The 21,201-nt window shown below is 64.6% G+C and carries 22 protein-coding genes and 3 tRNA genes; 15 read left to right on the forward strand and 10 right to left on the reverse strand.

What is annotated here, in order from left to right:
- Window positions 1–92 precede the first annotated feature (92 nt).
- Window positions 93–380, forward strand: a complete 288-nt coding sequence (locus tag N6C22_RS20390) for a hypothetical protein (RefSeq protein WP_261653054.1) — start codon at window positions 93–95, stop codon at window positions 378–380.
- A 183-nt stretch (window positions 381–563) separates the two neighbouring features.
- On the opposite strand, the gene N6C22_RS20395 is transcribed toward N6C22_RS20390, so the two are convergent.
- Window positions 564–923, reverse strand: coding sequence for a helix-turn-helix domain-containing protein (locus N6C22_RS20395; protein ID WP_261653055.1), 360 nt, complete (start codon window positions 921–923; stop codon window positions 564–566).
- A gap of 32 nt (window positions 924–955) precedes the next feature.
- Complete coding sequence (locus N6C22_RS20400) at window positions 956–1,477, reverse strand: redoxin domain-containing protein (protein ID WP_261653056.1); 522 nt, start codon at window positions 1,475–1,477, stop codon at window positions 956–958.
- 234 nt (window positions 1,478–1,711) lie between these two features.
- On the opposite strand from N6C22_RS20400, the gene N6C22_RS20405 reads away from it, so the two are divergent.
- Both N6C22_RS20405 and N6C22_RS20410 read left to right on the forward strand, forming a co-directional pair.
- Window positions 1,712–2,413, forward strand: coding sequence for a DUF4013 domain-containing protein (locus N6C22_RS20405; RefSeq protein ID WP_261653057.1), 702 nt, complete (start codon window positions 1,712–1,714; stop codon window positions 2,411–2,413).
- 116 nt (window positions 2,414–2,529) lie between these two features.
- Window positions 2,530–2,919 carry a hypothetical protein gene (locus tag N6C22_RS20410; protein ID WP_261653058.1) on the forward strand — a complete coding sequence of 130 codons (390 nt, stop codon included), beginning with the start codon at window positions 2,530–2,532 and terminating at the stop codon, window positions 2,917–2,919.
- A 192-nt stretch (window positions 2,920–3,111) separates the two neighbouring features.
- Here the strand turns inward: N6C22_RS20410 and N6C22_RS20415 are convergent, their stop codons facing one another.
- Window positions 3,112–3,771, reverse strand: a complete 660-nt coding sequence (locus tag N6C22_RS20415) for a cob(I)yrinic acid a,c-diamide adenosyltransferase (protein WP_261653059.1) — start codon at window positions 3,769–3,771, stop codon at window positions 3,112–3,114.
- Window positions 3,772–3,858: 87 nt separating this feature from the next.
- Between N6C22_RS20415 and N6C22_RS20420 the strand changes: the two genes are divergently transcribed.
- Window positions 3,859–4,260 (forward strand): hypothetical protein, encoded by a 402-nt coding sequence (locus N6C22_RS20420; RefSeq protein WP_261653060.1) that lies wholly within the window; start codon window positions 3,859–3,861, stop codon window positions 4,258–4,260.
- 202 nt (window positions 4,261–4,462) lie between these two features.
- Window positions 4,463–5,377: an EamA family transporter gene (locus N6C22_RS20425; RefSeq protein WP_261653061.1), complete on the forward strand. Its 915-nt coding sequence runs from the start codon at window positions 4,463–4,465 to the stop codon at window positions 5,375–5,377.
- A gap of 26 nt (window positions 5,378–5,403) precedes the next feature.
- Here N6C22_RS20425 and N6C22_RS20430 read toward each other — a convergent pair whose 3' ends face one another.
- On the reverse strand, window positions 5,404–6,195 hold the full coding sequence (locus N6C22_RS20430; RefSeq protein WP_261653062.1) for an MOSC domain-containing protein: 792 nt from the start codon (window positions 6,193–6,195) through the stop codon (window positions 5,404–5,406).
- 139 nt (window positions 6,196–6,334) lie between these two features.
- Between N6C22_RS20430 and N6C22_RS20435 the strand changes: the two genes are divergently transcribed.
- Window positions 6,335–7,180, forward strand: a complete 846-nt coding sequence (locus tag N6C22_RS20435; RefSeq protein ID WP_261653063.1) for an alpha/beta fold hydrolase — start codon at window positions 6,335–6,337, stop codon at window positions 7,178–7,180.
- A gap of 22 nt (window positions 7,181–7,202) precedes the next feature.
- On the opposite strand, the gene N6C22_RS20440 is transcribed toward N6C22_RS20435, so the two are convergent.
- A complete protein-coding gene (locus N6C22_RS20440; RefSeq protein WP_261653064.1) occupies window positions 7,203–8,342 on the reverse strand; it encodes a PAS domain-containing sensor histidine kinase in 1,140 nt (379 codons plus the stop codon).
- A gap of 220 nt (window positions 8,343–8,562) precedes the next feature.
- On the opposite strand from N6C22_RS20440, the gene N6C22_RS20445 reads away from it, so the two are divergent.
- Together N6C22_RS20445 and N6C22_RS20450 are read left to right on the forward strand one after the other, a co-directional pair.
- Window positions 8,563–9,267 carry a YqjF family protein gene (locus tag N6C22_RS20445; RefSeq protein WP_261653065.1) on the forward strand — a complete coding sequence of 235 codons (705 nt, stop codon included), beginning with the start codon at window positions 8,563–8,565 and terminating at the stop codon, window positions 9,265–9,267.
- 2 nt (window positions 9,268–9,269) lie between these two features.
- Window positions 9,270–9,731 carry a thiol-disulfide oxidoreductase DCC family protein gene (locus N6C22_RS20450; protein ID WP_261653066.1) on the forward strand — a complete coding sequence of 154 codons (462 nt, stop codon included), beginning with the start codon at window positions 9,270–9,272 and terminating at the stop codon, window positions 9,729–9,731.
- A 12-nt stretch (window positions 9,732–9,743) separates the two neighbouring features.
- Here the strand turns inward: N6C22_RS20450 and N6C22_RS20455 are convergent, their stop codons facing one another.
- Both N6C22_RS20455 and N6C22_RS20460 read right to left on the reverse strand, forming a co-directional pair.
- Complete coding sequence (locus N6C22_RS20455) at window positions 9,744–10,007, reverse strand: hypothetical protein (RefSeq protein ID WP_261653067.1); 264 nt, start codon at window positions 10,005–10,007, stop codon at window positions 9,744–9,746.
- 106 nt (window positions 10,008–10,113) lie between these two features.
- On the reverse strand, window positions 10,114–10,656 hold the full coding sequence (locus N6C22_RS20460) for a DUF1917 domain-containing protein (protein ID WP_261653068.1): 543 nt from the start codon (window positions 10,654–10,656) through the stop codon (window positions 10,114–10,116).
- A gap of 259 nt (window positions 10,657–10,915) precedes the next feature.
- Here N6C22_RS20460 and N6C22_RS20465 point away from each other — a divergent pair, with 259 nt between their 5' ends.
- The 6 genes from N6C22_RS20465 (at window position 10,916) to N6C22_RS20490 (ending at window position 15,977) form a co-directional block, all read left to right on the forward strand.
- Window positions 10,916–11,731, forward strand: a complete 816-nt coding sequence (locus N6C22_RS20465; protein ID WP_261653069.1) for a MarR family transcriptional regulator — start codon at window positions 10,916–10,918, stop codon at window positions 11,729–11,731.
- 685 nt (window positions 11,732–12,416) lie between these two features.
- A tRNA-Asp gene (locus tag N6C22_RS20470) sits at window positions 12,417–12,492 on the forward strand.
- Between the two features lie 231 nt (window positions 12,493–12,723).
- Window positions 12,724–12,797: transfer RNA gene (locus N6C22_RS20475), tRNA-Glu, on the forward strand.
- 3 nt (window positions 12,798–12,800) lie between these two features.
- Window positions 12,801–13,118 (forward strand): hypothetical protein, encoded by a 318-nt coding sequence (locus N6C22_RS20480; protein WP_261653070.1) that lies wholly within the window; start codon window positions 12,801–12,803, stop codon window positions 13,116–13,118.
- 890 nt (window positions 13,119–14,008) lie between these two features.
- Window positions 14,009–14,079: transfer RNA gene (locus N6C22_RS20485), tRNA-Val, on the forward strand.
- A 428-nt stretch (window positions 14,080–14,507) separates the two neighbouring features.
- Window positions 14,508–15,977, forward strand: a complete 1,470-nt coding sequence (locus N6C22_RS20490) for a TROVE domain-containing protein (RefSeq protein WP_261653071.1) — start codon at window positions 14,508–14,510, stop codon at window positions 15,975–15,977.
- Between the two features lie 173 nt (window positions 15,978–16,150).
- Here N6C22_RS20490 and N6C22_RS20495 read toward each other — a convergent pair whose 3' ends face one another.
- The 3 genes from N6C22_RS20495 to N6C22_RS20505 all read right to left on the reverse strand — a co-directional run bounded on the left by N6C22_RS20495 (window position 16,151) and on the right by N6C22_RS20505 (window position 19,314).
- Window positions 16,151–16,972 carry an IclR family transcriptional regulator gene (locus N6C22_RS20495; protein ID WP_261653072.1) on the reverse strand — a complete coding sequence of 274 codons (822 nt, stop codon included), beginning with the start codon at window positions 16,970–16,972 and terminating at the stop codon, window positions 16,151–16,153.
- Window positions 16,973–17,220: 248 nt separating this feature from the next.
- Window positions 17,221–18,468, reverse strand: a complete 1,248-nt coding sequence (locus tag N6C22_RS20500) for a Zn-dependent hydrolase (RefSeq protein ID WP_261653073.1) — start codon at window positions 18,466–18,468, stop codon at window positions 17,221–17,223.
- A 75-nt stretch (window positions 18,469–18,543) separates the two neighbouring features.
- Entirely contained in the window at window positions 18,544–19,314 is a 771-nt protein-coding gene (locus N6C22_RS20505; protein WP_261653074.1) for a type 1 glutamine amidotransferase, read from the reverse strand.
- A 214-nt stretch (window positions 19,315–19,528) separates the two neighbouring features.
- On the opposite strand from N6C22_RS20505, the gene N6C22_RS20510 reads away from it, so the two are divergent.
- Complete coding sequence (locus N6C22_RS20510; protein WP_261653075.1) at window positions 19,529–21,196, forward strand: ABC transporter substrate-binding protein; 1,668 nt, start codon at window positions 19,529–19,531, stop codon at window positions 21,194–21,196.
- The last annotated feature ends 5 nt before the right edge of the window (window positions 21,197–21,201 follow it).

Consider the following 21,201-nt stretch of genomic DNA (forward strand, 5'->3'; position numbering starts at 1 on the left):
ATATCCTGCGTGCTAGTGGTCCTATTGGGAGGATTCGACATGCCGGGACTGGCTCGGGACTTTTACCAAGGGGGGGTGTGTAGAGTCGCGGTATGACCGACGACGTTCCGGCCGAAGTCCAGAAGTTAGCCGCGAAGATGGCATCCGAGTACGTGCAGTCCGAGTACGAGATCGCCCGCGCCCTGGCGCAGGCGGGCTCGCCGCTCACGCTCGAGGAACTGGTCGAGGAGACCGGGTACACAGACCGGACCGTGGAGAAACGCCTCGGGACGCTCGAGGACCGACTCGGTGGCGAGCCGCTCATCACTCGTGACGAGGAGGGCAACCCGAAACTGCATCCGATTCTCGCCCAGGCGATCAAGAACGGGGCCGACGAGTAGCGCCGAACAGGGGCCAGGGAAGGCCAGGGAAGGCCACTGCTGGCTGTGGATGGGATAAGCCGTGACAGCGTGTGGCGGCCTCTGACGGGGTGGGCTATGCGACCTCTGCAGGGTGTGGCGGCATCATTCAGGATGAGCTACGCGGCCTCAGGTAACCGCTGACCACCACCGCGGGAGTCCCGGTCAGTCCTCGGGTTCGACCAGGTGTTCGTTCCCCCACTCCGCCATCTCCATGATGATGGCTTCCATCGAGTGGCCACGCTCCGTGAGGGAGTAGTGGACCCGGAACGGTTTCTCACTGATGACCTCGCGCGAGACGAGTGTCTTGTCTTCGAGGTCGTCGAGGCTGTCAGAGAGCACCTTGCTCGAGATACCGTCGACGTCCTCTTTCAGGGCGTTGAACCCGAGCGGGCCGTTGTTCAGGAGTCGGTGGATGATGACGGGATGCCACTTCTTGCCGATGAGCGAGGCCGTCGTCGTGACGGGACACCAGTCCTCGCCGGCACACCAGATCTCGAGTTTCCCTCCGTCGGATTCCTCCATAGCCTCCTATTCGAGTTCGTATCGTAAGTAGGTTACTGGCAGAAACCCGATTCGGCGGCCGGGTTCGAGATCATTCGAGCGCGTCGAGAAGGTCGTCCGGGGGTCGGGCGGTCGGCCGGCATCGACCCCTTGTGCGTGAACGTCGGCTCCAGGAAGTCACTGGTCGCGTCGAGAACCAGTGCGACGGGCATCCGGCCGATGAAGTCGTGCAGCGACCCGAGCGGGCCGAACCGGACGGACTGACCGAATCGGTCCCCGAGGCGTGCGTCTGGGTCGGCGAGAAGCGGATACGGGATGTCGTCGACAAGCCAGTCTTCGGTCCTGTCGGCCGGTTCGGGAAGGACGACCACTACCTCGGCGTTCGCGGCTTCGAACTCGCCGTAGCGGGCTGCAAGGTCTCGTGCCTGCTGGCGACACTTCGGACAGTGGTAGTCCCGCATCAAGATGACGACCAGGGAGTCGACGGCGGGCTGGTCGGCGATCGATTCGAGTGAGAGGCGGTCACCACCCTCACCGGCGTTATGCAGTTCGATGTCGTCCGTTTCGAGACTCATACGACAGGCGAGGAGGACGGGAGACTAACGGGTTCGGGGCTCTGGTGAGGGCAATACACGAATCGCGAAGCTTGAAGTACAACCGACCGGCCGATGCCTCAGAAACAGGTGACTGCGGGCCTGAAACCTCAATATATCGCCGTTGAGAGAGATATACACAGCCGACCTATACTACACGTTGGTCGTCGGTTTCGTGACGGTAACACCGCCACGACCTGGCCAGCGGAGCCCACCATGTTAACAGAGGCACTCACGTACATCCGTCGCACCGAAAACCCGACACGCACCGTCCTCATCGGGACCTTACTCACCATGCTCGGGTTCCTCATCGTCCCGTTGTTCATGGTCCTCGGATTCGCCGTCAGGGTCGTCCGGGCTGCCCAGACGGACGACGAACCACCCATCTGGGACGACTGGAAGGAACTGACCGTCGACGGGGTGAAGATGTTCGCGATAGCGATCGCGTACACGCTGATTCCGATACTGCTCTTACTGGTCGGTGTCGGAACCGCGTCGACCACCATCGACCCGGAGACGGGTGCGGCTACCATCCAGAGTTTCACCGCACTCTCCATCGCGATGCTGACGCTCTCCGCCATCATCTCGGTGGCCGTCGCGTACGTCTTGCCGATCGGAGTCGCCCACTTCGCCGAGACGGGCCGCATCGGTGATGCGTTCGCGTTCGGCCAGTTCAAGTCGGCCGCGACGAACTCGACGTACGCCATCGCGTGGCTGCTCGCCGTCGCGGTGAACATCGTCGGTGGTGCCGTCCTCGGCGCGGTCGCAATCGTTCCGCTGCTGGGCTTCTTCCTGGCCGCGGCGCTCGCGTTCTACCTGAACATTGTCACCTGGTACATCTACGGCCGCGGTATCGGTCTCTCGGAGGGGCTCCCGCAGCGCCCCGAACCAGAGGACATCTCCGGGCCGGCGGTCTGAACTCCCGGTAACCGACGATTTTTCGGAACGAGTGGGTTGCAGGGCTGAGACGGCGCACCGGTATCCGAAAGCGTAGTTACCCCACGATTGAAATACACTCGGCCCGTGGGGTAACTATGGCCGACGACCCGTCCGAACCGCCTGCCGACCGTCCCGAAGCACCGGAACTCCCGGCGTACGTGCTGGACCCACTGGAGAATCAGTCCCCGGAGCGCCTGGAGGCGATTGCGTCCTACGCGAGAGCCCTGGCTGGGTGGAAACGACAGGCGCAGGACAGCGATGCAGCAGAGCGGAGGGAGTCGGAGTCGGTCGACGAGGCGGACGTGGCTGCCCTGGCCGAGCGCGGCGTCTCGACCGACCCGGCCGACTACGACGAGGTCCCGACGCAGGGCGCGTACATCACGGTCAAGGAAACGAAGCCGGGCTACCGGTACTACTACTGGCAGTGGCGAGAGGGCGACAGCTGGAAGAATCGCTACATCTGTCCGGTCGAATCGTCCGAGTGAGCAGGTGAGAGCCAACCGGTCTCGGTTGGCCGTCGGGGACCAGTGTCCACTCGCTGCTCAGTGTCGTACCCGGGCGGAACCCTCCCCCTTCGTGGTGGGTCTGCACCGGGTGCCGGAGTGCCCGGAATCGGGGCACCAGTTGCTACAGCGAATACAGGGTTAATTACTATGCATGATTTCCAATGGTGTCTATCAGTACTCGGTCCCCTTCCGGGCGGACTGGCCGGCCTCGATGGGGTGTTTCACCTTGCGGACGTTGGTCACCAGGTCCGCAGCATCGACGAGCCAGTCGGGGTCCTCGTGGCCACCGGTGAGGACGAGTTCGAGTGAGTCGGGTGCCGAATCGAGGAGGTCGAGAATCGCGTCGGTGTCGATGAGCCCCCGGTTCCCCGCGTACACGATCTCGTCGAGGATGAGCATGTGGACGCCGGTCTCTGGTTCGGCGTCGAGTGGAATCGGCGCGGAGAGGTCGGCAGCTGCGCAGGCGTCGACGATGGTCCGGGCCCGGTCGAGGCCTGCCCGCGCCTGTGCAGCGTGGTCGTCGTCGTCGGAGCCGTCGCGAAAGCCGTGCCAGCCGTAGTGGCCGGTGTTCTCGTAGGAGAAGCCGGGGAGCGCGTCGATTGCGCGGTACTCGCCAGGCCTGTCGTCGATGCTGTCGGCACCGCCTTTCATGAACTGGAGCATGTGGACGCGAAAGCCACGGCCTGCGGCCCGGAGGCCCATCCCCATCGCGGCTGTCGTCTTTCCCTTGCCGTCGCCCCAGAACACCTGGATGAGCCCGAACTCGGTCGGTGCTGCTGGAACGATAGTGTCACCAGTCTCGGTGTCATCGGTGGGTTTCGTGTCGGTCATCTGTCCGGCTATAGGACCCCACCCCTATTCAATGGGCTTTATCAGCGCGGGCGGCAAGTTATATAGATGGGTGTGGTAGTGACTCCCATGCTCGTTCGGAGTGCAGTCGCACCCGGGGGATGGGAGAGCGACCATACGGAGACGGCGAACAGCATGGGAGTAAGATACACCTACGAGGTGGCGGAGGACGCGAAGGTGCAGGTCGAGGTGCTCCGCTGGGAGCACGACGGCACCGAGCGTCACGAGGTCCTCGTGATGACGGTCGAGCAGAACGGCCGGACCCACAAGAACGTGTTCGAGCCGCTCGCCTACGAGGACGGTGAGGAGGCGGCGAAGGCAGCCGAAGCCCTGATGCACGAGATAACCGATGAGGTCGCGGACTACGAGGAGTCCGACGCGTACCTCGGCGAGAAGCCCGACCTCGTCCAACGGATGTCCCAGCTGGTGGCAGACGCGAAACAGTCGAAGCGTCGGCTTCGACCGGCCTGACGGGAGAGCAGCCAGGACGCAGACTGGTCGGATGGTGGCAACGCTGTCTCCGTAACGGCGGCGATACGTGTCTTTTCACCGGGTTTTTGTGGGGCTGCTGGCTGAGTCAACAGTATGTCGTCCGCCCACCTGTTGGCCGCCATCGCCACTTCGAGCGGTAAGTCACCGACCTCCCCGACAGTTCCAGCGCCGGGGGTGGGGAGTGCGTAACGAGCGAAACGGCTTCCTGTTCGCCATCCTCGGGCTGCTCTGGGGGAGTTCGTTCGTCGCCATCGAAGTCGGCCTGCCGTACTTTCCGGCGCTCCACTTCGCGGGGCTGCGCTACGCGGTCGCCGGGCTCATCGTTCTCGGGTACGCCGTCTGGACGACCGACCACTGGTTCCCGCGCTCGCGTGACGACCTCGGTGTCGTCCTGACCGCAGGTGCCCTGATGATCGGTGGGCATCACGCGTTCCTCTACCTCGGCCAGGAGTACGTGCCGGGGGCAGTCGCGGCCGTCGTCATCAGCCTCGGACCCGTCCTGACCGCCCTGTTCGCGACGCTCTTGCTCGGCGACCGGCTCACCGCCCTGTCGGCGCTCGGGTTCGCCTTCGGGCTGGCAGGTGTCGCCCTCGTCGCCCAGCCGAACCCCGACCAGCTCCTGTCTGCGAACGTCGTCGGCGTCGGCATCGTCTTCGTCGCGTCGGCGTGTTTCGCCCTCGGCGCGGTGCTCACCCGCCCGTTCGACGCCCAGCTCCCGCCCCGAAGCCTGCAGGCGTGGGCGATGCTGTTCGGGTCGGGACTCTTGCTCCTGGCCGGTTCGCTCACCGGAGAGTCCCTGGCGGCCATCGAGTGGACGCCGACCGCGGTCTGGAGCCTGGTGTACCTCTCGGTCGTCACTGGCGCGGTCGCCTTCCTCATCTACTTCGAGCTACTGGACCGCCTCGGGCCCACGCAGATAAACCTCATCGGGTACGTCGAGCCCGTCTCGGCGACCACCATCAGCTGGGTGTTCCTCGGCCAGCTAATCGACGGTGTGACCGCTGTCGGCTTTCTCGCCATCTTCGGCGGTTTCGCGCTCATCAAGCGCCACGCGCTCGCCAGAATGCTCGCAGATCGGGTCACTCTCGGTCCCTGAGCGCAGAGAGTGGTTCCCGCGTCGAGTCAGACGGTGGTCACGTCGCCAAGGTCGAGTTCGTCACCGACCGCGACCGTCTCTCCCCACTCTGACTCCGGAATCGAGGTGTTGACCATCAGCCGGAAGAAGTGGTCGAACCACTCGCGGTTCGCCCAGTCGGGCAGGGTCTCCTCGCGCTTCGTGACGAACCGCTCGCGGAAGCCCTCGGTCTCGTCGCCGGTGTCGGGGTCTCGCGTCGGCACGACGCACCGCTGACAGGGGTTGTGCCCACGGAGGGACACCTCGCCGATGGTGAACTCGCGAACCCCGTCACGGTCCGCGTACAGCCGATCCTCCCAGAACGCTTCGCCTGCCTCGACGACGATATTGGGGCGAATCCGGCGGAGCAGTTCCTCCGGCCCAATCTCATCGAACCACTCGGACACGGCCTCGACGGTCTCCCAGGCGATGACGGTCGGGCCGTCGACCGTCGTATCGTCGGGCATCCCACCGCTGGCGTCTCTGACGACGCTGACGGGGTAGTCGAAGAAGTCCGAGAGCCACGCGTTCAGTTCTCCGCGGTCGGCGTCCATGCGGAACTCGGCCCACTCGTCGTCGCCATGCTCGCGGACCCGGAGCGTCCGCGTCTCGTGGTCGTACTCGCTCCGGATCCGATGAATCGCTGGCTCACGCTTCCCGTTGACGAACTCGCGGTCGCCGTCGACGATGGCGTACTCGCGGTCGTGGCGCAACGCGCCGTTGTTGATGTCGACTTCGTCGACCGGATGCGGGTCGAGCGACTTGACGGGGTGGACGAGGAGACGTGAGACGTGGGGCATGAATGGCGGTACGGGAGTGGGTGAATCAAGTGTTGTGGTCCGATTCGCAGCGTGGAGGCCGAATCGGCCTCGGATGCCGATGGCATGCTGCCCGAACCGCAACTCACGTTTATCCCGTCAGAGCACCGATTCATCAAGCATGCCAACAGTCTCCGTCGACGGGCACACCATCCAGTACGTCACCGCGGGGGACGGCCCGCCATTGCTCCTGCTCCACGGCGGAATCATCGACGCCGGCCCGGTGTCGTGGGGCGAGGTCATCGAGCCACTCGCCGACGATTTCACCGTCTACGCGCCGGATCTGCTCGGATACGGCGACAGCGACGTGCCCGACGTGGACTACACCATCGAGTGCCACGTCGAGACGATGGCCGGATTCGTCGACGAACTCGGGCTGGACACGGACGACGACGGAATTCACGTCTGCGGCCTCTCGATGGGCGGCGCGGTCGCGCTCGGCCTCGCGCTGGACACCGCGGTTCCGGTGAAACGGCTGGTACTCGTGGACTGCTTCGGCCTCGGGACGGAGCTGCCCCGCGGGAAGCTCTCGTACGTGCTCTCGCGACTGCCGATTCTGAACAAGATCGCGGTGGAGCTGTTCCGGCGGAGTAGGAAGTTCACCAAGGCCAGCCTCGCGGGGGTGGCCCGCGACCCCGACGCGCTCTCGGCCGAGGCGGTCGACCGGGTGTGGGAGTACGCGAAGAAACCGAACGCATGCGTTGCCTTCCGGGATTTCCGCAAGCACGAGATAACGAAGCAGGGCTATCGGACGAACTTCACGCCCAGACTCGGCGATTTGTCGGTACCAACCCTGTTCGTCCACGGCCAGCACGACGAGGTCGTTCCGGTCGAGTGGGCCCGTCGCGCCGCGGACGCGGCACCAGAGGCCAGACTGACGATACTCGACGAGTGTGCTCACTGGCCACCGAGAGAGGACCCGGAGACGATGGTCCGTCTGCTCCGGGAGTTCTGCCTGGATTCGTAGCGTGGCTCTGCCTCGGCGCTAGCTACCCTGCGGCGCCGACCCCACGGAACTCGAATCGCGCGCCGGGGCTTGCGTCTGCGACGTCGACCGTCCAGCCGTGAGCGTCGGCCACGTTCGAGACGATAGTCAGGCCCAGGCCGGTGTTGTCCGAACCACCCGTGGTGAACCCCGTCTCGAACACCTCCTCCCTCTGTGCTTCGGGGATGCCCGGGCCGTCGTCCTCGACGTAGAACCCGATTCCGTCCGGCAGTACACCGACGCGGATCGTCACGGTCTCGCTCGATTCGCACCCGCAGCCGGTCGCCGCCATGGCCGATTGGCTTCCGTGTTCGACCGCATCACCGGACCGCGCCCGGCTGTTCGTGGTCCCGTGTTCTACACTGTTGCGGAACAGGTTCTCGAACAGGCTGTCGAGGAGGCTCGGGTCGGCCATGAACTGCATCGAATCGTCCACTTCGAGGGTCGCGTCGTCGACCTCGACGTAGCGCCACGCTTTCATCGCCGAGACGTCCAGGTGGACCGGCTCGAGTTCGTCGATGCCGGCCTCCCTCGCGAGGAGGAGGGCGTCGTCGATGATGCGCTGCATGCGCTCCAGACAGGAGCGAAGCCCGGAGACGAATGTGGATGGGGAAGCCCGTCGGTCTTCGAGTTCGTCGAGGTAGCCCACCGCCACGCTGATTGGGTTGCGGAGGTCGTGCGAGAGCACACCCGCGACGGTCTTGAGGTGCGCGTTCGATTCCGATAGTTCGAGTTCGGTCAGTTTGCGGTCGGTCACGTCGAGGTGTTCGACCAGCGCGTACCGGTCCCCCTGTGCGTCCTGGCCCCCCTCGAACTCGTATGCGCGGGCATACAGCAGGAACCACCGCTTCTCGCTCTGCGAGTGGCAGGGGTATTCGAGCGAGAACTCCTCACGGTCGCCCGCGAGGAGCGAACGGAGACCAGCTGCGGTGCTCGCGGCGAACTCGTCGTCGTCCCCGCCGGCGTCACAGACGGCGATGTAGTTCTTCCCGATGGAGGTGGGGTCTTCGTCGATATCGTTCGCCACGCCGAACGAGCGCCAGCGCTCGTTGGTGTAGACGATGGTTCCCGCGGCGTCGAGGATGGCGAACTGTGCAGGAAGGCCCTCCAGAGCGCCTTCGAGCAGCGCTTTTGGAAGGTCCATAGGAGAGGCTACACGCGTCACCGTTATCAACAGTTGGGCGGGTTTATGGAGATGTCTTTCTCGATATGTATACCCGCTGCTCAAAGTCGCTATCTGTCCAAGAGTGCCGGAACGCCCTGGTCGTCGCGCTGGCCAGCGCGGGAGCCACAAGTCCGAGCCTGCTCGGGTGACGGTCGCCGTAATCTCCCTGTTTTTGACGGTGCGCTACCAAGATATTAGCATGGTGGTTCCCCTCGCGATGGGCTGGCGAAATCTCCTGTTCGAGAACTACCCGGTCGACCCGGCCATGCTCGACGCGCATCTCCCCGACGCCTTCGACGTGGACACCTACGACGGGAGGGGCTGGCTCTCCGTCGTCCCGTTCACGAACGTCGACGTCCGGCCGAAGGGGTTGCCCGCGCGATTCGGACTCGACCTCCCGGAACTCAATCTGCGGACCTACGTCACCTGCGACGGCGAACCCGGCGTGTACTTCTTCAGCCTCGACGCACAGGGCGTGCTCGGGGTCCTCGGTGCGCGGGTGTTCCAGCATCTCCCGTACTTCTATGCCCGAATCAGCCTGGAGGGCGAGGACGGCAGGGTCCGGTTCGACAGCCTCCGGCTCCACCCTGGCGACCGCCCGGCCCACTACGCGGCCACCTACGGTCCCAGTGGCGAGGCGTTCCAGTCGACCGAGGACCCACTGGCGCGGTTTCTCGTGGAACGATACCGGCTCTACACGCAGGGCAGGGATGGGTCGGTCAGGTACGCGAACGTCGACCACGAGCCCTGGACGCTCTACCCCGCAGAGGCGACGGTCGAACGCGACACACTGTTCGCGGCGAACGGGTTCGAGCATCCCGACACGGAGCCGGTCCTGTACTACAGCCCCGGCGTGGACGTGACCGCGACTAGGAGCAAGCACTGGGAGACGGGGAGGCCCTGACGATGCCCGATGAGTCGGCGACACCCGATGAGTCGCGCGAGCAGGCGACCACAGAACTGGAGGACATCGACGGGCCCGTACTCCTGTTCGATGGCGTCTGCAACCTCTGCAACGGCGTCGTCCAGTTCATCATCCCGCGTGACCCCGACGGGACCGTCCAGTTCGCACCGCTGCAGTCCGATGCCGGAGCACGGCTTCAGGAACGAGCTGGCCTCCCACCGGACCAGCTGGAGACCGTGGTGCTGGTCGAGGGCGACGAGTACTACACGAAGTCCGCGGCCGTGATTCGCGTGGCAGAACACCTCGGCGGGGTGTACCGGGTGGCCGCGGTCGGGAAACTGGTCCCGCGGTTCGTTCGGGACAGGCTGTACGACTTCGTGGCCGACCACCGGTACGGCTGGTTCGGGAAGAAGGACCAGTGTATGGTGCCGTCGGCGGACGTAAAAGAGCGGTTCCTCGACTGAGCAGCGACACGGTCACTCCCGTTCAAGATCGTCCCTGTCGATGCCGTGGGGCGCTTCGATGTTCTTCCACAGTTCGTCCTGTCGCACCCATGCCCACGCGAACAGCACCACGTTTTCGAGGAGGAAGAGGAGGTAGAGGCGGCCCGAGTTCCAGTTGACGGAGAAGTACCGTCCCAGATACCACTCCGAAATGACCGGGACGCCGAACGCGGGGTGAATCCCTGCGAGTGCTGGACCAAGCACGTACTCGGTGAAAAGGACGACCGAGACGAGCATGACGATGAGTTCGACGGTGTACCTGGCCCGCGTCGAATCGAAACCACGGCCGGATACAAGTTCTCGGCCGCCATCACGTCAGAACCGCCAGCACGAACACGGCCAGTTAGTCGATGTATCTGGCAGGGGCCGAGAGGCCGAACTCCTCGGCAGTGTCGGCCACGATGCCCTTCACCGTGTAGATGTCCGGTTTGTAGTACAGTTCGTGGTCGACACCGTACTCGTCTCGGAGGTGTTCGCGAACCCGGTTCACGTCGTCTCTCGCGAAGTAATTGGGCGTGTAGACGGTCAGGAGGTAGTCGTCGTACATCGGGAGATTCTGGTACCCGAACGTGGTCATGGCCTTGACCGCCCAGATGGTGCCGTCCTCGGCGTCGGCGACGAGTTGGGGCCACAATTCTTCGATTCGCTCTGGGGACCCCGTGACCTGCCACTTCCCGATGAACTTCGTTTCTGCCAGTGCCTCGCGGTCGATCTCCCGGACCGCGTCGTCGTCAGCCGGTGGAAGATCGTCGGCTGTCACTTCCTCTGGGCGAGGGATCTCGTGCTCTGTGAAGTACTGGTCGCCACCGACTCTCGGGTCGTCACTCACGTCCCGACTTCGGAGCCAGTACGTCTCTTCATCTCGGATTTCGAGCGGGGACTGCATATGTCAGGAGACCGGTTCGGGGGATACCAACGCTCGCCATACAGGGTGAAAGTGAAAGTAGTCCTCTTCCCCTTCTCGCGCTCTTCCCCTTCTTCCCCTTCTCGCGCTCTTCCCTTTCTTCCCCTTCTCGCGACCAACCCCCGCTGCCCCCGCGCCGCGCCCGCCCCCAGGAGTCCGGGGTCGCAACACGCGGTGGACTTTCCAACTGCAGACTACCTATGTGCAAAGCTACTTGTGTTCGACCTCCGAAGCCGAAACGATGCCCGAGGACGCCGCCGACACGGACGAACTGAGCGTGCTCCAGAGCAAGCGCAACGCGACACAGTACCAGATACTGTCCCAGATCGCCGAGCGTCAGCCGGCGGTGAGCCAGCAGGAGATCGCCGACGAGATCGGGGTGACGGCCCAGGCCGTCAGCGACTATCTGCAGAACCTCGTCGAGCGCGGGTTCGTGACCAAACACGGTCGCGGGCGCTACGAGGTGACGAAGGAGGGGGTGGACTGGCTCATCTCGCGGACCGAGGACCTGCGCCGGTACGTCGACCACGTCTCCGAGGAGGTCATCGGTCAGGTGGACATCGAGACGGCCATCGCGGCGGGGGACATCGCGGAGGGTGAGTCGGTGTCGCTGACCATGGAGAACGGGGTGATGCATGCATCGCCGGGGGACGATGGGTCGGCGACGGCGGTCGCGGTCACGAGTGCGACCGCGGACGAGGACGTGGGGGTCACCGACTTCGAGGGGGTGCTCGATTACGACCTCGGGACGGTGACCCTGGTCTCGATTCCGCGCATCCAGCGCGGTGGGAGCCGTGAGGTCCCGACCGAGACGCTCGTCGAGCAGGCAGGCGGGCACGATCTGCTGGCCGCAGCTGGGACGGAGGCGCTGGTGGCGTGTCGGCGCGCCGGACAGGAGCCCGACATCCGATTCGGGACTGCCGAGGCGGTGACCGAGGCAGCGACGAAGGGACTCGACGTGTTGCTCGTGGTCGTAACCGAAGAACTCTCACGGCATACCGACCGCCTGCGTGATGGCAACATCGGGTACGAGGTCGTCGACGCAGCCGACCACTGAGCTGTTCGATTCCCACACCTCGCTATCTGTACTCCGTCGTTCAGGTGAGTCCCGGTTCCGATGGCCTGGCCAGAACTCGTGCGTACACGCGGGAATCAATAATCAGGACGAGTGACCTGTCGATTCTGTATTACTCAAAGGAATCGGATAGCTTCAGATACGTAATGGTGGTTATACCGGCACATTTAAGTAATGGCTTCTGGTACTTGGTGATACCTCAATAGCACGGCTTTCCAACCCGTGCAGGGGTAATCGGCATGATTCAAACGAAGACCACCAATCCGGTGCTCGCCATGACTTCCAGTGGCGAGTCCGCCTATGCCAATGGGAAGGGCGATGCCCTCCCTGTCGGCCGCCAGTGCGACACTGGCAATATGGGCGAACGCACCGGGTACGTGGCCTTCTCCGGTCGCCCCGCCGTTCGGTCCGTCTCTGCCGGTGCCGCATAAGGCCGTTTCGTGGCCCTGGGCGTTCTCTCGACCTCAGCTGTCGAGGTGACGCCATGTGCGCCGGTGGGCGGGTTCTCTGGATCGAACGGAATTCGTTCCACGACTCACCATCGGCGGGTCACGACTCTGTTCTGATAGGTACTCGGTAGTGACGGTTCCGTGATGAGTGCCAACAGTCGCGAGTGCTGGCTCGCGTGGCCGCCCCTGTGCCACGCTACCGTCGCTCGTGCACGCTCGCCCAGCTGGTGTAGCCAGGCTGGATCATCGACCCCTGTCGCGGGTCGGACGAGGGTTCGAATCCCTCGCTGGGCGCTGCCCCCTGCGTGGGGGCGCGATGCTCGCTGCCGGGGCACACCGCCTCGTCGCAGAGAGGCATCGCTGTCAGCCGCTGGGGTTCCCCATCGACGATGGGCTCGCGCCCGAGGTGTGGGAATCCCGGGACCTGGTTGGGAGGTGGCTCCCGTCGCCCGGGTCTCGAAGCACGCCCTCACGCGCCCGTACCCTTTCGTCCTCGGTGGCAGCTGACGCTGCGCCGGGGGCGTCGCTCCCGTGGTGTAGCTGGACAATCACACGGCCCTTTCGAGGCCGGGACCCGAGTTCGAATCTCGGCGGGAGCACTTATGGCACAGACTCGTCTCAGCCACGAGACAGCCGTAACGGCACACCTGCGCGTCCGCGTTCCCGACGGCGCACCGGGCGACCTGATGTCCGGCGCTGCGACCGTCATCGCCCGCATCGACGAACTCGACGCGGTCGACGTCGAACGCATCACCGGCATCACGCCGAGCCTCAACGCCATCGAGGTGGACGTCGAGGTGACCGTTACGCTGCTGTCCGAACAACCCGACGACAGTACCGTCCGAGCCGACCTGGAGGAGGGCTTCGGTGTCGAAGCCGTCCACGAGGTCGCAATCGAATCCCAGGCCGTCCCGGCCTGAACCTGGCGTAGCGCGGCCATCCCATAGCCATAGTCATCCCAACTGCCGACGCTGCCATCCCTTGCTGACGCTGGCGTGTTCGCGAGGCGAACACGCCGCTCGCCCGAGTCTCTCGGGCCCCTCCACACGTTCGGGGCGATAGGATAGAACAATTCACTCCACACAGCTATTCACCGCTGTCGGTGCGAGTCGTGGAGTTCCTTCGGCACATTCCATCTGGTCGCTACCCAGAAGACGCAGGTTCGACCCCTGCTCGCCCCTTCGAAGTGTGCGAACGACAGTGAGCGCGATGCAGTGGTGCGAGGAGGTCGAATCAGGGAGCGGTCGAGCGACCGTGGTTCGACCCCTGCTCGCCCCTTCGACCTTGCTAACTACAGGACGCAGGCCAGAAGGCCTGAAACAACCGAACTTTCTACACGGTGTAGACTGTGTACACTGTGTAAAATTTGCACAGCGCCGATAACGCCGCGAGGCCGAGGTACCTGACACGGTCGCGCATCGATTTGCGCGACGGTTGTGGTGGGTTCGACTCCCACTCGTGTCCTCCGGAGTCGAGGCCTGCCCACTCGACTCCCGCCGCGGGCGGTCGTGACGAGACCGGTGCAGGGCTGGTAGCCGCGACATCCCTCCACACGTATTTTCACCGGCAGGCCGGTGCGAGTCGTGGAGTTACTTCGTTTCCAACGGACGTACCGGGTTCGATTCCTGGCGCATCGACGCTCGTCACGGGGGCCCGCGCGCCGGAGCGGTAGCGTCTCCGGACCGATATTCGCCACTGGCGCGAGGTCTGGAGCTACTTCAGTGGTCCAACGTAGGTTCAAATCCTACCCGCTCCGCTCTGCTGCTGGCAACTTTCACCGGAAACGCGGTGTCCGTTCGCCAGCTGCCGTGGGCGCATGGTCCAGCGGGACGACGGCACCCTCACGAGGTGCAGATCGAGGTTCGACTCCTCGTGTGCCTATGCTGGGGTCGTAGTTCGAATGGTAGAACGTCTCCGTGGCACGGAGATGGCTCGCTGTTCGATTCCGCGCGATTCCACTGTCGGGATAGCACGATTGGTCGTGCACTCGGTTGTTAGCCGAGCGGTTCCAGGTTCGAATCCTGGTCTCGACGTGCGACGACCGGCAGCCTCGTACTGTCGGTACCTCCGGCCCAGTCTTCTCGGCAGGTGGAACGTACTCACACACTGCCTGAAGGCTTATGACGAAACCGTCGCTCAGTCGAATTACGGGGCGAGTGGGAGCGATACTTCATCCTGACCCGGCCCGAATGGGCCACGCTCCCGCGGTTTTCCCCGCACTTCCACTTTCCGTACTGGGGTCGCAGTTTCCACCCCGAACGCGCTGGTGGGCGCAGGCCATTGAGGCCACCTTTCCCACCGTGATAGCGATGAAGTTCAACCGCACCAGATCGACCGATGCACAGCGTACGACCAACTTCGAGGGTGCGGAGGCGTACCAGCCGGAGAGCCCGGAACTGGGCCTGTACAAAGTCGTCGTGAACAACCTGCTCGAGGACAGCTTCTACGAGTCCGACGAGGACCGGCTGCGCAAGCTCGCGACCCGGTGTACCGCGGCGGCCGACGAGGACCCGGAGTTCGTGCTCAAGCTGGCGGCGTACGCCCGGACCGAGCTGTACCTGCGCGACGTGTCGAACCTGCTGCTCGTGCTCGCAGCACAGCACGAGGAAGCTAAGACGTACGTCCGTGAGTACGCGCCGCGGGTCATCCGGCGCGCCGACGAACTGACCACGGTCACGGCGATGCAGCTCGACCTCTTCGGGAAGCCGATTCCCAAGCCGCTCAAGAAGGGTCTCGCGGACTCGTTCCACGAGTTCGACCGTTACCAGTTCGCGAAGTACGACAACCGCAACCGCGAGGTGAAATTCCGAGACGTGATGAACCTCGTCCACCCGAAGCCCGAGACGCCGGAGGAGGACGAGGTCTTCGAGCGCCTCGTGCTGGGGGACCTCGACGACCACCCGGAGGTCCAGCCACTCGACCCGCCCGAGACGTGGGAGGTCGTCATCTCCGAGAAGGGGAACACGGCCGACGCGTGGCGGGAGGTCCTGCCGAAGATGGGGCTCTTCGCGACCATCCGGAACCTCCGGAACATGCTGGAAGCCGGCCTCGACGGGGAGGAGATTCTCACCGAGGAGGACCTGGCTTACGTCCGTGACTCGATGGTCTACCCCTTCAGGTTCTACCAGGCCTACGAGGCCGTGACCGCGGCGGGGGTCGCGGACGAGCACACCGAGCGTTGGCTCTCTCGCGCCGTCGACGCGACGGCGACGAACCTGCCCGACGACCTCGGGAACACGTTCGTGGCGGTCGACCTCTCGGGGTCGATGGACTCGCGGCTCTCGGGGCGCTCCGAGATGACCTACCTGGAGATCGCGTCGTTCTTCGGCGCGGTCCTGCAGGCACAGGGAGCCGACGTGGGTGTGTTCGCGAGCGACTTCGAGACGGTCTCGACGCACACCGACACCCCCACGCTGGAGCGCGCCCGGAAGATTCGCGACCGGCGCGTCGGTGGGTCGACGAACGCGTGGCTCGCCTTCCGACACCTCGTCGAGAACGCGGCCGAGTACGACCGCGTGGTCGTCCTGACGGACATGCAGGTCTGGGACTCCACGTGGGGCTCGGACGAGAGCGTTCGCGAGTGGTTCACCCGCTACCGCGACGTGGTCGCCCCGGACGCGACGCTCTACATGGTCGACCTGCAGGCGTACGGAGACCTCGCGACTCCGGAAGGGTACGACGGCGTCTACAACATCTCGGGCTGGACCGCGGACATCGTCGAGTTCGTCGGGTACGCCGAGCGCGAGGACGAGATACTCGAGGAGATTCGAGCGGTCTGAGCGCGTGAGGGCGTCTGAGCTCGACAGGCGGCTGTCCACCCGTTCTCGAAACGACAACTGTCGGCTCGTGGCGGTCGGCGACACCGCTGCTTTACAACTGTAGCGCTGTAAAACAGTTTAGCGACCCTGTGCTTTACAGGAGTAGGCCTGTAAAGTAAACTAGAACGGGTGAATCAGGTGAAATCCGGCAGGTCGGTGTCCGTGTCGGCCATATTGATGTTGACCTCGATGATGTTCGCCGTGCTCGTGACGGCGTCGACGATGCGGTCGTGGTAGGCCGGCTCCTGCATCCGATTGACAGGGCCGGAGACCGAGACGGACCCGAGGACCGTGTCGTCCTTGTCGAGGACCGGCGCACCGATGGCCTGCAGTCCCTTGATTTCCTCCTCTTCGTTCGTCGCGTAGCCCTGTTCGCGTATCTGTTCGAGTTCTGCGAACAGCTCGTCGCGGTCCGTGATGGTGTGCTCCGTCTTCGCCGAGAGGCCGTACTCGTCGACGATTCCCTCGACGCGTTCGTCGCCGAGGTGAGCCAGGATGGACTTGCCCGTCGCCGAGAAGTGGAGGTAGTCGGGCTTCTGGAGCTTGTTCGTCTGGTAGTCGCGGCCGACCGCCTTCTCGCCCTGTACCTTGTACAGGTTGACCCCGAGGCCGTGTTGCTCCGTCGCGAGGTGGGCGTACTCGCCGGTCTCCTCGGCCAGCTTCTCGATCTCCTCCTTGCCGTGATGGTAGAGGACGTGCTGGTTCCGGACGAATTCGCCCAACAGCAGGAACTGCAGTCCCAGTCTGTAGGTGTCCCCCTCCTTCACCACGAAGTGCTCCTCGCGGAGCGTCGAGAGGTGACTGTAGACTGCGCTCTTGGACATGTCGAGGTGCGTGGCGAGTTCTGTGACGCCTGCGCCGTCCAGTTCCTCCAGGACTCGGATGATGTCGCACGCACGCGAGACTGTCTTCAGGGTCCGTGACGGTTCGCCGCCGGTGTTCGCTCGCCCTGCCATAGCAGGAGGCAGAGCACGGATTCGCATAGGTGTTCCCGTTATGTGCATCGCCCATCGAACTGAACGCCCCGGCTGTGTCGCCGGTTTTCGAGGGACTCACCGACGATACCCTACTCACTTCCTGCGATTCTCGATGTTCTCATTTCGAGAACACTGAGAGTCGTTCTATGCGGTGGCTGAACTGGACACAGGCTGACCTACGCGGTGCTTGCGGCGGAAGACGGCGTTCGTTAGGAGAGAACAGGCGGTCAGTCGCTGGCGAGATGTGCGATGGCACCGGCGAGGACACGGGTGGCGGCCGCGCAGTCCTCCCAGTCGGTCCACTCGGCGGGGTTGTGAGAGATGCCGTTTCGCGACGGAGCGAACAGGAGGCCGGCGTCGGTCACCTGGGCCATGAACATCGTGTCGTGGGCAGCGCCAGAGTGCATCGCCGTCGCGGCGACGCCGGCCGACTCGCTCGCGGCAGAGAAGGCGTCCCGGGCTCGGTCACTCATCGGGACGGGGTCGCGGTGCCATGGGCGTTCGAAGCTGATCTCGACGTCGCGGTCCTCCTCGATGCGGGCCAGGCTGGCCCGGGCCCGGTCCACGATGCTCTCGATGGCGTCCGGGTTCACGTCGCGAACGTCCAGGCTGAGGTCGACGCTGCCGGGGATGACGTTCGGTGCGTTCGGCCCGACACCGACCTTGCCGACGGTCCCGACCGCCGACGACGACTCGACGGCGACCGTCTCGTTGGCGGCGTCCTCCACGTCGAGGACGAACTCGCTGGCGGCGGCGAGGGCGTCGGCGCGCTGGCCCATCGGGGTTGTCCCGGCGTGGTCGGCCTCGCCCGACACCTCGATGGCACATCGGGAGAGGCCAGTGATGCTGGTGACGATGCCGGCGGCGATGCCGGCGTCTTCGAGTCGGGTGCCCTGTTCGATGTGGAGTTCGAGCCAGGCATCCCACTCGCTGGCGTCGATGGCTCCCTCACCGAGGAACCCGATGTCGTCGAGTGCCTCGCGAAGGGTCTGGCCGTCGTCCGACAGCTCGTGGGCCTCCTCGACGGTCATGTCCCCCGCGGCGACCGCCGAGCCGACCAGTCCACCCCCGAAGCGCTGGCCCTCCTCCTCCGTGAGGGATACCACTTCGACGGGGCGAGCGAGTTCGATGTCCGCCTCCTGGATGGCCCGGACGGATTCGAGCGCGGCGAACACCCCGAGCGGCCCGTCGAAGATGCCCCCCTCCGGCACCGAGTCCAGGTGGCTGCCCGCGGCGACCGGGTCGGCGTCGGGGTCGGCGCTCTCCGGGACCCACCGGGCGACGATGTTCCCGACCGCGTCGACGCTGACGGTCATCCCGGCATCGCGACAGCGCTCGATGAAGAACTCCCGGGCCGCCCGGTTCGCGTCGGTCCCCGTGAGGACGGTTCGTGCGTGTCCGTCCTCGACCGGGACCGAGCCGAACTCGGCGTTCGATTCGATGTCTCTCCGCAGCCGTGCCTCGCTGACCTCCATGCTATCAGCTATCTATGGAACCCGTACTTCACTGTTTCTCTACGCACCAACAAAACAACATTTTGACACGTATCTTCACCGTCCGCCTGCCCGCACGCCCCCGGGCTTGCCCGACGCCCGCTCGCTCTGCCCGCGTGACTCGGCCGTCTCGTCGGTTGCCCCGGACTCGCTCCCGCGGTCAGTGGAAGCTCCGGCGGTGAGCCCGTCCGCGAGTGCGGTGGCGTACAGCGTCCGGCTCGCCGCGAGCCGGTCTTCGAGGGCAGGGACCGCTGTGCCGGCGTCGGTGCGGGCCGCCATCGCGGCCGTGAACTCGGGATGGAACTGGATGCCGAGGACGGGCCGGTCGGTCGCGGCGAAGGCCTGGATTCCCGAGTCGTCGCGGGCCAGGACAGTGGCTTTCGGGGGAGCAGACGCGACGTGGTCGCCGTGGTAAACGAAGGACTCGAACGACCGCGGAAGCCCGGCGAACATCGGGTGGGCGTCGCTCGCGGCGGTCCGTTCGATGGTCGAGACGCCGGTTCGCTGCCCCGGCAGCGGCTCGACAGTCCCACCCAGCAGGTCGGCGAGGAACTGATGGCCGAAGCAGACCCCGAGCAAGGGTGTCCCGGCGGCCAGTGTGCGCTCGACGTAGTCGGCGAGTGGGCCGAACCACGGTTCTGGATCGGTGACGTGCGCCTGTGACCCGGCGAGGATGACGAGGTCGTAGTCGGTCTGCGCTGGCAACACGCCCTGGTGTGGCGCGAACCGTTCCATCTCGGGCTGGTCTGAGAGCTGTGCATCGAGCACCCGTTGGATGGCGCTCGGGTAGTCGAACCGACTCGGGGGTGCGAGGCAGGCGAGTTGCATGTGAACGACGGCCGACGTGAGTCGGCTGTATGAATGTCCATTTTATCGAATCCATACAAAGTATTTTCGGACGTTCGTTTTATTCTAGAGGGCTGCCCCACACTCAGGGGGTGTATTAGGGTAATTTCAGAGGGGGGGATGTTAGAAGAGTATTAATATTGCCTTGTCTATAGCTCACCATAGCTTTATTATCTATTACTCAGACGGTGTTTGTATGTCACGGGATAGCAGTGGGTGCAGCAACAGTGACAATGCAGAATCGTACCGTAAATTCCGTCGTCGTGGCGTCCTCGGCGCGACCGCAACAGGAGCCCTCGGCCTCGCGGGCTGCCTCGGCGGTGGCTCCGGTGGAGACGACGGCGGCGACAGTGGCGGCGGTGGCGGTGGCAACGACGACGGCGGCTCCGGTGGCGACGGCGGTAACAGCGGGACTCCGCAGTCCGGCGGCACGCTCCAGTGGGGCGGCGCAGTCCCCGTCCAGGGCCTCGACCCGCACCTCGAGAGTGCAGCAGCGACGGCCCGCGTCCTCGAGAACATCGTCGAGGGCCTCGTCAAGCTGAACGACGACTACTCGTTCTCGCCGCACCTCGCGAAGTCGATGGAGACGTCCGAGGACAACACGAAGTTCACCTTCGAACTCGAGGAGGGCGTCACCTTCCACAACGGGAAGGAGATGACCTCCGCCGACGTGCTGGCGTCCTACAAGCGCGTCAAGAACAACGAGAAGTTCCTCGCGAACGGCTTCATGCAGAACGTCGACTCGATGGCGGCACCTGACGACTACACCTTCGAGCTCACGCTCAAGGAACCCCTCGCGCCGTTCATCGCGAAGATGTCCACCGAGGAACTCGCCATCCTGCCGAAGGAGCAGGCCGAGATGAGCGAGATCAAAGAACCCATCGGCACCGGGCCGTACAAGTTCGACAGCCGTGAGATCGAGACCTCGTTCACGATGGTCAAGAACGAGGACTACTGGGACGACTCGATCGACGGGCCGTACCTCGACAAGGTCGTCAAGTCCGAGGTCACCGACCCCAGCGTCCGCCTGCAGTCGTTCAAGGCCGGCGAATACGACTTCATCAACGGCATCCCGCCGAGCGACGTCGAGCGCGTCCAGAGCGACGACAGCGTCAACTTCCAGAAGAAGTTCCCGAAGGCGCTCGTCTACCTCGGCCTGAACTGCAACGAGGAACCGTTCGACAACAAGCACGCTCGGCTCGCCCTCGATTACGCCATCGACAAGGAGAAGGCGACCGAGGCAGCGCTGTACGGGACCGGCCAGGCGACGGCGTCCCCGGCGGCCCCCGGCAGCCCGTGGGTCAACGAGGACATCCAGCCTCGCGAGCGTGACATCGACAAGGCCAAAGAACACCTCGAGAAGGCGGGCATGCCCGACGGCTTCTCCGTCTCGTTCAAGATTCCGCAGTCCTACCCGGCACAGGTCCAGGCCGCACAGGTCATCGCCGACGACGCGAGCGAGGCCGGTATCGAGCTGAACATCCAGAAGATTACCTGGAGCACCTGGCTCTCGGACGTCTACTCCAAGCAGAACTTCCAGGCGACCACGTCGAGTTACCTCGCGCTGTACTACCCCGACGTGTCGTTCTACAAGTTCCTGCACCCGAACGGCGCGTTCTTCTTCACCGGCTGGGAGAACGAGGAGTACAACACCCTCGTCGAGGACGCCCGCCGGATGTACGACCAGGAAGCCCGCGCCGAGAAGTACCAGAAGGCCACCGAGATCCTCCACGAGGAGCGCGCAGGCCACCTGTTCCTGTTCTGGCAGGCGAACCTGTACGGTGCACAGCCCAACTACAAGGGCGACATGGGTACGGCCGACGGCTCCACGCTGTCGTTCGCTGACAACTACCTCGAACAGTAGGCACG

This window comes from Haloarchaeobius sp. HME9146, assembly GCF_025399835.1.
Lineage (GTDB): Archaea > Halobacteriota > Halobacteria > Halobacteriales > Natrialbaceae > Haloarchaeobius.